The sequence below is a fragment of the Pseudomonas sp. WT-JTC genome (assembly GCF_056711565.1).
In genome coordinates this window covers 1,409,753-1,423,638 of record NZ_CM160042.1, presented here as the reverse complement: position 1 = coordinate 1,423,638, position 13,886 = coordinate 1,409,753, and the positions used below count along the sequence as shown (strand labels likewise).

At 60.4% G+C, this 13,886-nt stretch carries 16 protein-coding genes; 3 read left to right on the top strand and 13 right to left on the bottom strand.

All coding sequences use genetic code 11. The features are described from left to right. The first annotated feature begins 168 nt into the window (after positions 1-168). Entirely contained in the window at positions 169-1,083 is a 915-nt protein-coding gene (locus tag AC06G5_RS06285) for a DMT family transporter (RefSeq protein ID WP_413703461.1), read from the top strand. On the opposite strand, the gene AC06G5_RS06280 is transcribed toward AC06G5_RS06285, so the two are convergent. From AC06G5_RS06280 to AC06G5_RS06270, 3 genes are all read right to left on the bottom strand, one after another. Further along, on the bottom strand, positions 1,073-2,299 hold the full coding sequence (locus AC06G5_RS06280; RefSeq protein WP_413703462.1) for a class I SAM-dependent methyltransferase: 1,227 nt from the start codon (positions 2,297-2,299) through the stop codon (positions 1,073-1,075). The two genes, AC06G5_RS06285 and AC06G5_RS06280, sit on opposite strands and share 11 nt — an antisense overlap. A gap of 132 nt (positions 2,300-2,431) precedes the next feature. Further along, positions 2,432-2,794 (bottom strand): hypothetical protein, encoded by a 363-nt coding sequence (locus tag AC06G5_RS06275; protein ID WP_413428455.1) that lies wholly within the window; start codon positions 2,792-2,794, stop codon positions 2,432-2,434. A gap of 2 nt (positions 2,795-2,796) precedes the next feature. Then, positions 2,797-3,075 carry an Ogr/Delta-like zinc finger protein gene (locus tag AC06G5_RS06270; protein ID WP_413428454.1) on the bottom strand — a complete coding sequence of 93 codons (279 nt, stop codon included), beginning with the start codon at positions 3,073-3,075 and terminating at the stop codon, positions 2,797-2,799. Between the two features lie 300 nt (positions 3,076-3,375). On the opposite strand from AC06G5_RS06270, the gene AC06G5_RS06265 reads away from it, so the two are divergent. Next, positions 3,376-3,801, top strand: coding sequence for a helix-turn-helix domain-containing protein (locus tag AC06G5_RS06265; RefSeq protein ID WP_413428453.1), 426 nt, complete (start codon positions 3,376-3,378; stop codon positions 3,799-3,801). 110 nt (positions 3,802-3,911) lie between these two features. On the opposite strand, the gene AC06G5_RS06260 is transcribed toward AC06G5_RS06265, so the two are convergent. From AC06G5_RS06260 to AC06G5_RS06240, 5 genes are all read right to left on the bottom strand, one after another. Further along, complete coding sequence (locus AC06G5_RS06260) at positions 3,912-4,268, bottom strand: putative holin (protein WP_413428452.1); 357 nt, start codon at positions 4,266-4,268, stop codon at positions 3,912-3,914. Further along, a complete protein-coding gene (locus tag AC06G5_RS06255) occupies positions 4,255-4,557 on the bottom strand; it encodes a helix-turn-helix domain-containing protein (protein WP_413428451.1) in 303 nt (100 codons plus the stop codon). Before AC06G5_RS06255 ends, AC06G5_RS06260 begins: the two co-directional genes overlap by 14 nt. Positions 4,558-4,687: 130 nt before the next feature. Then, the gene (locus AC06G5_RS06250) at positions 4,688-5,305 is read right to left on the bottom strand and encodes a TPM domain-containing protein (protein WP_413428466.1); all 618 of its coding nucleotides are present in this window, start codon (positions 5,303-5,305) and stop codon (positions 4,688-4,690) included. 28 nt (positions 5,306-5,333) lie between these two features. Continuing rightward, positions 5,334-6,089: a TPM domain-containing protein gene (locus AC06G5_RS06245; protein ID WP_480459096.1), complete on the bottom strand. Its 756-nt coding sequence runs from the start codon at positions 6,087-6,089 to the stop codon at positions 5,334-5,336. A 37-nt stretch (positions 6,090-6,126) separates the two neighbouring features. Beyond that, complete coding sequence (locus tag AC06G5_RS06240) at positions 6,127-6,732, bottom strand: LemA family protein (protein WP_008019429.1); 606 nt, start codon at positions 6,730-6,732, stop codon at positions 6,127-6,129. 262 nt (positions 6,733-6,994) lie between these two features. On the opposite strand from AC06G5_RS06240, the gene bglX reads away from it, so the two are divergent. Continuing rightward, positions 6,995-9,286, top strand: coding sequence for a beta-glucosidase BglX (gene bglX / locus AC06G5_RS06235; protein WP_413428717.1), 2,292 nt, complete (start codon positions 6,995-6,997; stop codon positions 9,284-9,286). Between the two features lie 143 nt (positions 9,287-9,429). Here bglX and AC06G5_RS06230 read toward each other — a convergent pair whose 3' ends face one another. The 5 genes from AC06G5_RS06230 to AC06G5_RS06210 form a co-directional block, all read right to left on the bottom strand. Next, positions 9,430-10,587 carry a phospholipase D-like domain-containing protein gene (locus AC06G5_RS06230; RefSeq protein WP_413428718.1) on the bottom strand — a complete coding sequence of 386 codons (1,158 nt, stop codon included), beginning with the start codon at positions 10,585-10,587 and terminating at the stop codon, positions 9,430-9,432. A 1-nt stretch (position 10,588) separates the two neighbouring features. Next, positions 10,589-11,179 carry a YceI family protein gene (locus AC06G5_RS06225; protein ID WP_413428719.1) on the bottom strand — a complete coding sequence of 197 codons (591 nt, stop codon included), beginning with the start codon at positions 11,177-11,179 and terminating at the stop codon, positions 10,589-10,591. Between the two features lie 129 nt (positions 11,180-11,308). Then, entirely contained in the window at positions 11,309-11,632 is a 324-nt protein-coding gene (locus AC06G5_RS06220) for an amidase (RefSeq protein WP_413428720.1), read from the bottom strand. Continuing rightward, complete coding sequence (locus AC06G5_RS06215; protein WP_480459095.1) at positions 11,629-12,723, bottom strand: serine hydrolase domain-containing protein; 1,095 nt, start codon at positions 12,721-12,723, stop codon at positions 11,629-11,631. Before AC06G5_RS06215 ends, AC06G5_RS06220 begins: the two co-directional genes overlap by 4 nt. Positions 12,724-12,903: 180 nt before the next feature. After that, positions 12,904-13,791: an acyl-CoA dehydrogenase middle domain-containing protein gene (locus AC06G5_RS06210; protein ID WP_480459094.1), complete on the bottom strand. Its 888-nt coding sequence runs from the start codon at positions 13,789-13,791 to the stop codon at positions 12,904-12,906. Positions 13,792-13,886: the final 95 nt, after the last annotated feature.

The window sequence follows — 13,886 nt, the reverse complement described above, 5'->3', positions numbered from 1 at the left end:
CGGGTAATAACCTGCTACTACGGCGTTATCGTTCTTCGCGAGCAAGCCCGCTCCCACAGGGGCCCGCAAACTGTACGGATAAGTCTGTGCCTAGCTGTAACAGCGGTTTACCCCGGGTTTATGGCTAGATAAAGGCCTCTTCCACCCCCCAAGATTCTGGTTGCCATCATGTCCTCGCGCGAAAACACCGGCATGGCCCTGGGCCTGCTCGGCGTTGTGATCTTCAGCCTCACCCTGCCCTTCACGCGGATTGTCGTGCAGGAACTCCACCCGTTGCTCAACGGCCTGGGCCGGGCACTGTTTGCGGCGGTTCCGGCGGCGTTGCTGTTGCTGTGGCAGCGGGAAAAATGGCCAACCTGGAAACAGGTCAAAGGCCTGACGCTGGTGATGGCCGGGGTGATCCTGGGTTTCCCGGTGTTGTCGGCCTGGGCCATGCAAACCTTGCCGGCGTCCCACGGTGCGCTGGTCAACGGTCTACAGCCGCTGTGCGTGGCACTGTACGCCGCGTGGTTGTCCCATGAACGACCCTCGAAAGCGTTCTGGGCCTGTGCCGCATTGGGCAGTGCGTTGGTGCTCGGTTATGCACTAATCAGCGGTGCCGGCAGCATTCAGGCCGGTGACTTGCTGATGCTTGGCGCCATTGCTGTGGGCGGGCTGGGGTACGCCGAGGGAGGCCGACTGGCCAGGGAGATGGGCGGCTGGCAGGTGATCTGCTGGGCGCTGGTGCTGTCGACGCCGCTGCTGATCGGCCCGGTGGTGTACCTGGCGCTGCAACATCAGGGCGAGATTTCCGCCAGGACCTGGTGGGCCTTCGGCTACGTCTCGCTGTTTTCGCAGTTCATCGGCTTCTTCGCCTGGTACGCCGGGCTGGCCATGGGCGGCATTGCCCGGGTCAGTCAGATCCAGTTGCTGCAGATCTTCTTCACCATCGCCTTCTCGGCGCTGTTCTTCGGTGAACATGTGGAGCCGATTACCTGGCTGTTTGCTGGCGGGGTGATCGTGACGGTGATGCTGGGACGCAAGACTGCAGTGCGCCCGGCGCAACCGGGCACATTACCGGCCGCAATTCAGGTCAAACCTTAGCCGCGAGGTAACCGTCAGCGCGCAGCAACGTTTCCAGGCAGTGCTCGGTGATGTGGTAGAAATCCTTCAGCTCCTGGATTTTTTCCAAGAGTTGAGCCGGATCGACCGGCTCGGCGCGCTTGACCGCCAGGATCATCTTGTTCTTGTTGGTGTGGTCCAGTGAGATGAACTCGAACACCTTGGTCTCGTAGCCGCAGGCCTCAAGGAATAACGCGCGCAAACTGTCGGTGACCATTTCTGCCTGCTGGCCCAGGTGCAAGCCGTATTGCAGCATCGGCTTGAGCAGCGCCGGGCTCTGGATCTGCAGGCGGATCTGTTTATGGCAGCACGGTGAACACATGATGATCGCCGCACCGGAGCGGATGCCCGTGTGGATCGCATAGTCGGTGGCGATATCGCAGGCATGCAGGGCGATCATCACGTCCAGTTCGCTCGGTGCCACGCTGCGCACGTCACCGCACTTGAACACCAGGCCCGGATGTTCAAGCCTGGCGGCCGCAGTGTTGCACAGGGTGACCATGTCTTCACGCAGCTCGACGCCGGTCACTTCGCCTTCGGCCTTCAAGGTGTTGCGCAGGTAATCGTGGATGGCGAAGGTCAGGTACCCCTTGCCCGAACCGAAGTCCGCCACACGCACCGGTTTGTCCAGCGCCAGGGGTGACGAGGTCAGCGCATGGCTGAACACTTCGATGAACTTGTTGATCTGCTTCCACTTGCGCGACATCGCCGGGATCAGCTCATGCTGCTTGTTGGTCACCCCCAGGTCGGTGAGAAACGGCCGGCTCAGGTCAAGAAAACGGTTTTTCTCACGGTTGTGCTCGGTCGATGGCACTTCGCGCAATTGCTGAGGCTTGCTCTTGAACAGCGATGACTTGCCCTTTTTGCTGTATTCGAGCTGGGCTTCGTCGGTCAACGACAACAAATGCGCATTTTTGAACGACGCCGGCAGCAGCCCGGCAATGCTCGCCACGCCTTCGGCCAGCGGCAGGTTCCTGGTGATATCGCGAGTCTTGTAGCGGTAGACAAAAGACAGGCAAGGCTGCGCCTTGACCGTCACCGGTTTGATGATGATCCGCTGCAGGTCCGTTTCATCGCCCGCGTACTTGGCCAGCACCAGTTTGATGAACGCATTGTGCTCGATGCTGGTTCGCAGCAGGTCGATGAACTGGGCGTGATGATCCGGCGCGAGGCTGGCGGGAGTGGCGGTGACGGACATGAAAAAACGGCCTCAGGCGATGCAAATCGAATAATGCCGGTATTTTAAGGGGGACGAGGACTTTGGGCACGGGGTTATTTTGTGGCAGGTCCCAGTCATGCGGCCCAGGACCTCGATACAACCATCGAAACCTCAGGGTTCCACCAGTCGAAGCCTGCGGCTGTTCGGCGAGTTGATGATGTGTTTGACGATAAGCCCCACTGGTACTGCCCAGGTCAGGCCATTGGCGGGGTCGGTCACCACGGCAACCGTTTCGGAACTTGCATCGATGTCCAGGCGACGACGGTCGTTGCACGATTTGAGTACGCCGTAGGCACGACTAACCAGCCTTTCCGCCAGGTACACCGGTACATCCATATTCTGCAAATGCTTCACCGCACGACAAAACAGGACTTGATCGTCGATCCCCCCTTCACTTTCATGACGCCCCAGAAACGCCTGGGCCATAGCCAATAGTTCCTCATTCAGATCTGCATCTTGATCGATGACCTTCATGCTCACCCCTCCTGCGCCACTTCTGTCGTGCCAGGACTGACTGCAACAGGCCCGGCGGCACGGCGCAAATCGGGTCCGGCGCACGGCAGGCGTACAGCCGGATTGGGCATGCCACTGGGCGAAAGTTCATGGGTCATTTCAAATTCGGCACGTACCGACCAACCACACGCTTCCGACGTACATTGCAGATAGGCCACCCGCAGGAAAATATGTCGGCCCTCACTAGTGCGGATGCGCATCCTGTTCAAGCAGTGCGGACACACCATTTTATAAGTACTCATGCTTGATTCCCGACGGTCATTGGGTGGCAATCAACCTGATCAAACGCAATACTGCTTGAGAGGTTCTTTGTGGTGTTCCGGCCTTGTGAACAGTGTCTGCCAGACATAAGGAAGTGCATCGGGCAGACCTGTAATGGGTTCGAGCCAAGCTCGTAGGAAATCACCCTGATACCATTAGGAAGTTTCGACATCGTATTCTTCTGACTCATCTTTAGTGATTGATTACTTACAAGAAAAAAAGTACTCATTACGCATAAATTAGGCACTCAAAAAGCATATGTCAAAAGGAAGAGGCTCAAATTGCGTAGCAAAAAATCACAAGCTGTTCTGGCTCGCCTGAAGCAAGTTACCGGTACAAAAACCGATGCTTCTTTATCCTCCGCGCTACAGATCAGCCCGCAAACCCTTAGTAGCTGGCGAGGCCGCGACAGCACACCATACTCATTATGCGTAGAAATCGCTCAAGCCCGGGGAATCTCCCTTGACTGGCTGCTGCTGGGTGAAGGGCCGATTCTGAGACAAAGAGTTACTGATTCCTCGGAAGCCAATCAGGAAAGCACAACACGGGAAAACACCATTCTCGCGCTCTGGCGGTTGCTCGACGAAGATGATCGCTGCGCCATACAAAACGCACTCGAGGAAAAACAACGACTGCGTGACATGGAACTCAGACTTTCCGAAATGGCCTCTATCCTGGCAACACTTAAACTTTCGAATGAAACTTGATGGCCTGCCGGTAATGAAGTTATTCATCGCACTGATAACCCGTCAGCCTGAACACACGGTTCTAGCGAGCAACGCCTGTCACCCAGCCAAAGCAACCCTTTCACGACCTGTCATCTTCGCCCTCTCAGATGTCGAATGATTTCGCCGATACCCGCGCTATCGATCCATTGCATGAGCTTGATGCTGATGGGAATAACGATTAGCGCACAAAAAAAGGCTGTTACGCCGGCTGTCAGAAAAGGCGCCAGCGGATGCGCGACAGGCGTAAAGAGGTAACCGACACCTGCAGACAACAACCAGGAACCGATGCGCTGCCAGGCCTTGAAGTCAGTACGAGTGGTAGTGACCAGCCACGCGCCAAGCATTGCACCGAACAGCGCCTCGCCATCAACAACCGGCAGAGTGGCAATCCCCATTCCCAACATGAGCCCGCTGATACCGTTGTAGGTCGAATCAGTCAGGCTCATGTGCACCTCGCGCAATGACCGAGTCCACCAGGATCGCCCCCGACTCGATCGCCTTGAGCAATGCACAAGTGCGAGAGCTGACGTCGAACTTTCGGCGAATATTGGCGAAGTGAAAGTTGACGGTGGATTCCGCGCAATTCTCGATCCTGGCGATTTCCCAGGAAGTCTTGCCCTTGAAACACCACATCAGGATTTGTGTTTCTTTCGCCGTCAGCTTCGCCGTTGGCGTACTTCCCTCTCTGCCACGAGCTACCCGTGCCAAAGAGTCATTCGATTGTTGGGTTGGCATAAGAATCCCTCTACGCGGGAACACCCGTCACTGGGCGTCCACTGTCAGAGAGAAATACTGACGACAAGGCCGACCCCGGACAATTGACGGGAGTTGTAGCGGCGAGCGCTACACAACGCCATGCCAGGACCTAGCCAAGCACCACCAACCGGTTCGGCAACTCATTGCGCACGTGGGTCACTGGCACATGCACCTTGAGCAGCTCGCCGCAGGCTTCGATGCAACTGACAAACCCTTGCAGCGTCTGCCCCTGCTTCACCTGCTGGGTGAACGTGGCGACGATGGCGTCCCAGTTCTTGTTGTCCAGGCGACTGGATATCCCTTCATCCACCAGGATTTCCACATAACGCTCGGCCTCGGAAACGAAAATCAGCACGCCGGTGCGGCCTTCGGTGTGGTGCAGGTTCTGCTCCAGAAACTGCCGGCGCGCCAGGTTCGAGGCGCGCCAGTGGCGCACCGAGCGCGGGATCAGACGGGTGGTGACTTTCGGCAGGCGGAACACCAGGCACAGGATGATGAAGATGGCCCATTGCACCATCAGCAGGCTGTGCATGGTCAGCCAACCAGTGAGGTAGTGCACGATGCCCGGCACCAGCAGCGCCAGCAGACTGGCCCACAGCAACGGGATGTACGCATAGTCGTCGGCGCGGGCCGCGAGCACGGTCACCAGCTCTGCATCGGTATCGCGCTCGACCCGGGCAATTGCCTCGGCGACCTTGCGTTGTTCGTGTTCAGTCAGTAGTGCCATGTCGTGAATTGCCTGCTCGTTTTTATTATCACCAGCCGCCGGACGAACCACCCCCGCCGAAACTGCCCCCGCCGCCGCTGAAGCCTCCCCCTCCACCGCCGCCGCCAAATCCACCACCGCCAAAACCGCCCCCGGATCCACCGGAGCCGCCCCGGCCGGCGGGAAGGATACCGAGCATCTGGCACACAAAAACAGTCAGGATGAACAACATCACCAAAAACACGAACAACCCGGGATGCCGCGAGACAAAATCGTCCCCAGGATCGCCTCTGGATTCATACGCCGTGGAGGGTTCGTCCAAGGGGTTGCCGCCCAGCACCACCAGCATCGCCGCCACGCCGTCACTGATGCCCTTGCTGAAGTTGCCGGCCTTGAACGCCGGGGTGATGACCCGGTTGATGATCACCGAACTCTGGGCGTCCGTCAGTCGGTCCTCCAGGCCGTAGCCGACTTCGATGCGAAGTTTGCGCTCGTTGCGGGCGACGATCAGCAAGGCACCATTGTTCTTGTCCTTCTGCCCGATACCCCAGTGGCGACCCAGTTGGTAACCGAAGTCGGCGATGTCGGCGCCTTGCAAATCCGCCAAAGTCACTACCACAAGCTGTTCGCCGGTGGCTTGCTCATGGGCCTGGAGTTGCCGGGCAAGTTGCTCGCGCACAGATGGCTCGATCATCTGCGCGTTGTCGACCACCCGCCCCGTCAGCGCCGGGAAGCTCAGCTCGGCCCGGGCCGTGATCGTCACCACCCACAACAACAGCAACAGGCCTGTTTTCAGGACGCGCATTGGCAACCTCTTGCGTGGTGACGCCGATCAGCGCTTTTCAGAATTTGACCTCGGGGGCCTTTTCCGCCCCCGGTGTGGCTTCGAAGGTCTCGCGAACCGGTAGATTGCTGTACATCACGCTGTGCCACAGGCGTCCAGGGAACGTGCGGATCTCGGTGTTGTACTTCTGCACCGCGAGGATGAAATCACGCCGGGCCACACTGATCCGGTTCTCGGTGCCTTCAAGCTGCGATTGCAAGGCGAGGAAGTTCTGGTTGGCCTTCAGGTCCGGATAACGCTCGGAAACCACCATCAAACGGCTCAAGGCGCCACTCAGTTGATCCTGGGCTTGCTGGTACTGCTTGAGTTTTTCCGGGTTGTCGAGGGTCGAGGCATCCACCTGGATCGACGTGGCCTTGGCCCTGGCCTCAATGACCGCCGTCAGTGTCTCTTCTTCATGCCTGGCATAGCCCTTGACGGTTTCCACCAGGTTGGGAATCAGGTCGGCGCGCCGCTGATACTGGTTCTGCACCTGGCCCCAGGCGGCCTTGGCCTGTTCGTCGAGGGTCGGAATATTGTTGATGCCACAGGCGGTCAGCAACGTGGCCAGCACCAGCAGCGTGACGACCTGCAAACGCGAACGGTAGGTTGGACTTACATTCATCACAATGACGCTCCCTTGTACATTTCATGAAAAAACCGACCGTGAAACCTTCTGAGCCGGGTCTTGGGGCATAATCGCCCGCGCCTCTGGATTGCAACGGGCCGATGGGCTAAAAAGAGGCCCTGCACAAAAACGCATCCGCCCTCTGGCTGTCGTTTTTGGCTCTGGTTTGTTGAGCCGGCACCCGAACAACAATAGACGCTCCCTAAATTTTGGCTGGCCGGCGTGTACATCGCCGTTTGGGCCCTAGAGAAAACTATTCATGAAGAAGCTGTGTTTGCTGGGCCTGTTCGTCAGCCTGGCCAGTCATAACGTATTGGCCGCCACGACGCCCGCACCCCTGGAGAACAAGGAAGCCTTCGTCAGCAACCTGATGAAGCAAATGACCCTCGATGAAAAAATCGGCCAACTGCGCCTGATCAGCATCGGCCCGGAAATGCCGCGCGAAATGATCCGCAAGGAAATCGCGGCAGGCAACATCGGCGGTACGTTCAATTCCATTACCCGCCCGGAAAACCGGCCGATGCAGGACGCGGCCATGCGCAGCCGCCTGAAGATCCCGATGTTCTTCGCCTACGACGTGATCCACGGCCACCGCACCATTTTCCCGATCCCGCTGGCCCTGGCCTCGAGCTGGGACATGGACGCCATTGGCCTGTCCGGGCGCATCGCCGCCAAGGAAGCCGCGGCTGACAGCCTCGACATCACCTTCGCGCCGATGGTCGACATCTCCCGCGACCCGCGCTGGGGCCGTACTTCCGAAGGCTTCGGCGAAGACACCTACCTGGTGTCGCGCATTGCCGGCGTGATGGTCAAGGCGTTCCAGGGCACCGGCGCCAACGCCGCCGACAGCATCATGGCCAGCGTCAAGCACTTCGCCCTGTACGGCGCGGTCGAGGGCGGTCGCGACTACAACGTGGTCGACATGAGCCCGGTCAAGATGTACCAGGACTACCTGCCGCCGTACCGCGCCGCCATCGATGCCGGCGCTGGCGGGGTCATGGTCGCGCTGAACTCGATCAACGGCGTGCCGGCCACGGCCAACACCTGGCTGATGAACGACCTGTTGCGCAAGGAGTGGGGCTTCAAGGGCCTGGCTGTCAGCGACCACGGAGCGATTTTCGAGCTGATCAAGCACGGCGTTGCCGCCGACGGTCGCGAAGCGGCGAAGCTGGCGATCAAGGCCGGCATCCATATGAGCATGAACGACACCCTGTACGGCAAAGAGCTGCCAGGGCTGCTGAAGTCCGGCGAGATCCAGCAGAGCGATATCGATAACGCCGTGCGTGCGGTACTGGACGCCAAGTACGACATGGGCCTGTTCAAGGACCCGTACCTGCGCATCGGCAAGGCCGAGGATGACCCGGTCGACACCTACGCCGACAGCCGCCTGCACCGCGCCGAGGCCCGTGATGTGGCGCGCCGCAGCCAGGTACTGTTGAAGAACCAGAACGAAACCCTGCCGCTGAAGAAAACCGCGAAAATCGCGCTGGTCGGTCCGCTGGCCAAGGCGCCAATCGACATGATGGGCAGCTGGGCCGCCGCTGGTAAGCCGGCGCAATCGGTGACCCTGTTCGACGGCATGACCAACGCCTTGGGCGACAAGTCGACACTGATCTACGCCCGTGGCGCCAACATCACCAGCGACCCGAAAATCCTCGGCTACCTGAACTTCCTCAACTTCGACGCCCCGGAAGTGGTGGATGACCCGCGTCCGGCGAACGTGCTGATCGACGAAGCGGTGAAAGCGGCCAAGGAGGCTGACGTCGTTGTCGCCGCCGTCGGCGAATCCCGTGGCATGTCCCACGAATCGTCGAGCCGTACCGACCTGAACATCCCGGAAAACCAGCGCGAGCTGATCCGTGCCCTGAAAGCCACCGGCAAACCGCTGGTGCTGGTGTTGATGAACGGCCGCCCGCTGACGATTCTCGAAGAGAAAGAACAGGCTGACGCGATCCTGGAAACCTGGTTCACCGGCACCGAGGGCGGCAACGCCATCGCCGACGTGCTGTTCGGCGACTACAACCCGTCGGGCAAACTGCCGATCAGCATCCCGCGTTCGGTGGGCCAGATTCCGACCTACTACAACCACCTGACCATTGGCCGGCCGTTCACCCCGGGCAAACCGGGCAACTACACCTCGCAGTATTTCGATGACACCACCGGCCCCCTGTACCCGTTCGGCTATGGCCTTAGCTACACCGACTTCAGCCTGAGCGACATGGCGCTGTCGTCGACCACCCTGAACAAGACCGGCAAGCTCGACGCCAGTGTCACGGTGAAAAACACCGGCAAGCGCGATGGCGAAACCGTGGTGCAGTTGTACATCCAGGACGTGGCAGGCTCGATGATCCGCCCGATCAAGGAACTGAAGAACTTCCAGAAAGTGATGATCAAGGCCGGCGAACAGAAGGTCGTGCACTTCACCATCACCGAGGACGACCTGAAGTTCTACAACACCCAGCTCAAGTACGCGGCAGAGCCGGGCAAGTTCAATGTGCAGATCGGCCTGGATTCAGCGGACGTGACGCAGCAGAGTTTTGAGTTGCTGTAATCCCTGAAGCAACACAAAACAAATGTGGGAGCGGGCTTGCTCGCGAAAGCGGTCTGTCAGTCGACATCTTCGTTGTCTGACACTCCGTCTTCGCGAGCAAGCCCGCTCCCACATTGGATCTCAGTGTTTACGGAAATCGGGCACTAGCCCCTCCGATCCAGCAGATTCACCACCACCCGATCCACCCATCCCCACACCCGCTGCTTGACTCGCCGCCACAGTGGCCGCCGCTTCCATTCTTCCAGGCTGACTTGCTGGCTCAAGGCGAAGTCGTGCTCGAAGCTCGCGGCTACCGCTCGGGTCAATCCGGGGTCCAGTGCTTCCAGGTTGGCTTCCAGGTTGAAGCGCAGATTCCAGTGATCGAAGTTGCACGAACCGATGCTCACCCAGTCATCGATCAGGACCATTTTCAGGTGCAGGAAACACGGCTGGTATTCGTAGATCTTCACTCCGGCCCTGAGCAGTCGCGGGTAATAGCGATGGCCGGCATAACGCACGGACGGGTGATCGGTACGCGGGCCGGTCAGCAGCAAGCGCACATCGACGCCCCGGGCAGCCGCCCGGCGCAGGGAACGGCGGACTTTCCAGGTCGGCAAAAAGTACGGCGTGGCCAGCCAGATCCGTCGATGGCCGCTGTTCAGGGCGCGCACCAGCGATTGCAGAATGTCCCGGTGTTGACGGGCGTCGGCATACGCCACCCGGCCCATGCCCTCGCCCTGGGAAGGCACGCGGGGTAACCGCGGCAAGCCGAAATGCGAGGCCGGTCGCCAGGCGCGTCGATGGCGGTTGGCAATCCACTGCCGATCGAACAGCAGCTGCCAGTCGAGTACCAGCGGGCCAGTGATTTCCACCATCACTTCGTGCCATTCGCTGACGTCTTCGCCCGGCGTCCAGAACTCATCTGTGACACCTGTGCCGCCAACCACGGCCAGGCTCTGGTCCACCAGCAGCAGCTTGCGGTGATCGCGGTAAAAGTTGCCGACCCAACGTCGCCAGCTCAGGCGATTGTAAAAGCGCAGCTCCACACCGGCGGACATCAGTCGCTGACGCAAGGCCAGGGTAAAGGCGAGGCTGCCGTAATCATCGAACAGACAGCGCACCCGTACACCGCGTTCGGCGGCCTGCACCAAGGCTTGAACCATGGCTTCGGCGCAGGCGCCCGCCTCCACCAGATACAGCTCCAGCTCGACTTGTTCTTCCGCCCGGGCAATCGCCACCAGCATGCGCGGAAAAAATTGTGGGCCGTCGACCAGCAGTTCGAAATGGTTGCCTTCGCGCCAGGGAAAAATCGCACCGGCCATGTCAGCGCGCCGTGAAAATCAGTACCGCACCCACCGGTACCGACAGGCTGATCGCCGACAGGTCGGCCATTTTGCGCAATGCTTCCAGGCCGGGAACCAAATCGAAATCTTCGGCGTTGATCACCAGCGGTTCGAGGGTCACCACCTGAAAGCGCCGGTCATCCAGACGGGTCGCCAGCAGTTGGGCCTGGTACTCGTGTTGTTTGCCATGCAGGTCGACCGTCAGCGGCAGGCGCAACTCCAGCTGTGCGCCGGGAGCGAGGTCGTTGATCGGGCGCAGATCGATTTTCGTGGTGATCAAGGCCTCGGGAAACCGGTCGATCTGGAACAGCGCCTTGCGCATGCGCTCATCGCGCAACGGAACGCCGCTATTGATCGACTCCAGCTCGACCTCCACCTGCGCCAGCCCCTCGGGATCGACCTTGCCGTGCAGCACCAGAAAGCGCTGCACTTCAGAGACATTGGCGTTTTTGGTACTGACAAACGACAGGCGCGAAGACTCGCCATCGAGGTACCAATCGGCACGGGCCGATAAAGCGGCGCCTGCCAGCAGTAGGAAAGCGAGGGGTTGGAGGGTGGAGCGCATCAACATAAAGACTCGTGGGGCAGATAAACCTGTGCTGAACCTTAACCGGCCTTCAGCGCATTGCAAGCCGTCTGCTGCTCCAAACCCGCTTTTGTGGCGAGGGAGCTGTCGCCCCACCTCAAGACTTCAGCGCCGTCAGGGTTGCAAGCGGCAGCCCTGGCGCTCGCCGATCCACACGGCGCTGTTGCTGCGGCCCATGCCGCTGACCGCGACACGCTTGCCGGCCGGTTCATCGGTAAAGCTGCTGGCAGGCAGCCACTGTTTCACATAACGGTGGCAGTACTCGGCGTCGTTGTTCATCACGTAGCGACACGAACAGTATTCCTTGGCCGTGTATGCGCTGATGATGTTGGGGAACGCCCATAGCGCCACCCGTTCGTGCCAGATCCAGCCGAGCAAGGCGATCAGCAGGATCAGCAACAGGGAAGCGATCGGTCGACGGCGAATGAAACCGGTCACGGCTGCACCTTCCCGGCAACGGCGTTGAGCGCGAGCTTGAGCAATTGGTTGTGCCGGTAACTGCCGTCGCGGTCATCGCCGTAGCGGACGATCACCAGGTGTTCACTGGGGATCACATACAACGCCTGCCCCCAATGGCCCAGCGCCGCGAAGGTATCGGCGGGGGCATCGGGCCAGGGTCGCGCCGCGCCTTCAACGGCTCTATTGAGCCACCATTGGCCGCCGGGGACGGTATCGTCTTGATGGGCGTGATAGTGAGCGAACGGCTCGCGGTTGAACGCCACCCAGTCCCTGGGCAGCAGTTGCTTGTCTCCCCAGCGGCCCTCGCGATCCATCAACAGACCGACCCGGGCCAGATCCCGTGCAGTGAGGTAGGCATAGGACGAAGCGACGAAGGTGCCCGTGGCATCGGTTTCCCAGACCGCGTGGCGAATGCCCAGCGGTTCGAACAATGCAGTCCACGGGTAGTCGGGATAGCGGCTGGGGCCGACGATGGTTTTCAGCGCGGCGGACAACAGATTGCTGTCACCGCTGGAGTAGCGAAATGCCTGGCCCGGCGCCGTGTACGCAGCATGGGCTGCGGTGAACGCGGCCATGTCGTGGTGACCGCGGGTGTAGAGCATGGCCACCACCGAAGACTTCAGCGGTGCGTATTCATAGTCCTCCTGCCAATCCAGGCCCGAGGCCCAGTGCAGCAGGTCGGCCATGGTCATGTCGGGGTGTTTTTGCAGGGGCGGATAAAACTTCGCCACCGGGTCGTCGAGCTTGAACAAGCCTTCGCCATAGGCCACACCGAGGACCGTGGCCATCAGGCTCTTGCTGATCGACCAGGTCAGGTGCGGCGTCTCGGCCTTCGTCGGACCGGCGTAGCGCTCGTAGAGCAACTGGCCGTCGCGGATCACCAGCAAGGCATCGGTGCGAATGCCCTGGCGTGTGGTGTCATCGCGGGATGGGAAGGCGTAGGCCTCCAGGGCTTGAAGCGCCGGGCCGGTCGGCGTCGGGGCGGTCGGCCATTGCTCGGCAGGCCAATATTCGGCCTGGGCCGTGAAGCTGAGCAACAGCATGAAAATCAGGGACAAGCCTTTGGGCATGGCAGGGGCTCAGAGATTGAACTTGCTGAGCCTAGTCGAGGTTGATGACAGTTCAGAAACTCATGCTGCCAATCAGTCCGTCTTCGCGAGCAAGCCCGCTCCCACAGGTTCTGTGCCCTGCTTGATTTTGTGTGCGCCTGAGATCCCCTGTGGGAGCGAGCTTGCTCGCGATGAGGCCAGTCAGGGTAACGCAGATTCCGCCAACGCCCTGGCCAACCGCTTGCCCCGCGCGCCCGCCGCCAACTCCATCACCGCTCGGTCGCGCTGCCACATCGCCTCCCACTCCGCCGGCCCTCCAGCCAGTGCCTCGTTCACTTCAGCCTTGAGCCCTTCGAACTGTGCAAACAACCCGCCAAGCAGCACATGTCCGGCCAGGCTGGTCGGTGGCTGACGGCTGCTTTCCGCGCACCCGGCCAACAATCCCAGCAGACGCAATTGCAAGGATTGCGGCCAATCGCATTCCTGGCCGACGCCATACAACCACGCCGTCATGGCGCTCATTACATAGATGTCTTCCAGCGTGCGGAACGGTTTGACGTAGGCATCCCAACCATCCCCCGCGAGCAACTCGCACAGGGCGTTATCGAGAAACAACCGGCCATGGCTGATGTCCGGCATCAATGGAATCGGCGCCAGTTTTTCCACGCGCACACCCGGTTCATCGCGATAGATCACCGCCAGGCTCAAGCGCGGATCGGCGCCGGGCGCCTCGCTGCGCGCCGCCACCAGCAGCCAGTCGGCGGCATCCCCGGCGGTGACGAAATCCTTGCGTCCGCTCAGACGCAAACCGCTCAGCCGGGTTTGCATGTCGGCCGGGCGCAGGCTGCGCCGTTCGGTGGCACACAACGCGCCGAGGCTCAGTGGCGCACTCGGCCAGAGCATGCGCAAGGCCGCTTGATACCCCACCAGAAATGCCAGCCCCGGTGTCGCCATCAACCGCCCGCCGAGCACTGCCAGTTCAAACGGCGTGACCGTTCCCAACTGCTGCAACAAGGTCGCGAAACCCTCGGCAAGATCCGGGTTGGCGGGCAAGCGATCGCGGCGGTTCAACAGGGATTGCCAGGGCATAAGAGGCTCCTTGAGGGCTGTCATATAAGCATCACCAAAGCTTAATGGCGATGACACCGGGGCTACATAGCCTGACTTTGCACAACACGGCTAGA

What these genes read in the sequence shown, in the direction of transcription:
- AC06G5_RS06285 (WP_413703461.1), top strand. Translation starts at nt 169, where the DNA reads ATGTCCTCGCGCGAAAACACCGGCATGGCCCTGGGCCTGCTCGGCGTT.
- AC06G5_RS06280 (WP_413703462.1), bottom strand. Translation starts at nt 2,299, where the DNA reads ATGTCCGTCACCGCCACTCCCGCCAGCCTCGCGCCGGATCATCACGCC.
- AC06G5_RS06275 (WP_413428455.1), bottom strand. Translation starts at nt 2,794, where the DNA reads ATGAAGGTCATCGATCAAGATGCAGATCTGAATGAGGAACTATTGGCT.
- AC06G5_RS06270 (WP_413428454.1), bottom strand. Translation starts at nt 3,075, where the DNA reads ATGAGTACTTATAAAATGGTGTGTCCGCACTGCTTGAACAGGATGCGC.
- AC06G5_RS06260 (WP_413428452.1), bottom strand. Translation starts at nt 4,268, where the DNA reads ATGAGCCTGACTGATTCGACCTACAACGGTATCAGCGGGCTCATGTTG.
- AC06G5_RS06255 (WP_413428451.1), bottom strand. Translation starts at nt 4,557, where the DNA reads ATGCCAACCCAACAATCGAATGACTCTTTGGCACGGGTAGCTCGTGGC.
- AC06G5_RS06250 (WP_413428466.1), bottom strand. Translation starts at nt 5,305, where the DNA reads ATGGCACTACTGACTGAACACGAACAACGCAAGGTCGCCGAGGCAATT.
- AC06G5_RS06245 (WP_480459096.1), bottom strand. Translation starts at nt 6,089, where the DNA reads ATGCGCGTCCTGAAAACAGGCCTGTTGCTGTTGTTGTGGGTGGTGACG.
- AC06G5_RS06240 (WP_008019429.1), bottom strand. Translation starts at nt 6,732, where the DNA reads ATGAATGTAAGTCCAACCTACCGTTCGCGTTTGCAGGTCGTCACGCTG.
- bglX (WP_413428717.1), top strand. Translation starts at nt 6,995, where the DNA reads ATGAAGAAGCTGTGTTTGCTGGGCCTGTTCGTCAGCCTGGCCAGTCAT.
- AC06G5_RS06230 (WP_413428718.1), bottom strand. Translation starts at nt 10,587, where the DNA reads ATGGCCGGTGCGATTTTTCCCTGGCGCGAAGGCAACCATTTCGAACTG.
- AC06G5_RS06225 (WP_413428719.1), bottom strand. Translation starts at nt 11,179, where the DNA reads ATGTTGATGCGCTCCACCCTCCAACCCCTCGCTTTCCTACTGCTGGCA.
- AC06G5_RS06215 (WP_480459095.1), bottom strand. Translation starts at nt 12,723, where the DNA reads ATGCCCAAAGGCTTGTCCCTGATTTTCATGCTGTTGCTCAGCTTCACG.
- AC06G5_RS06210 (WP_480459094.1), bottom strand. Translation starts at nt 13,791, where the DNA reads ATGCCCTGGCAATCCCTGTTGAACCGCCGCGATCGCTTGCCCGCCAAC.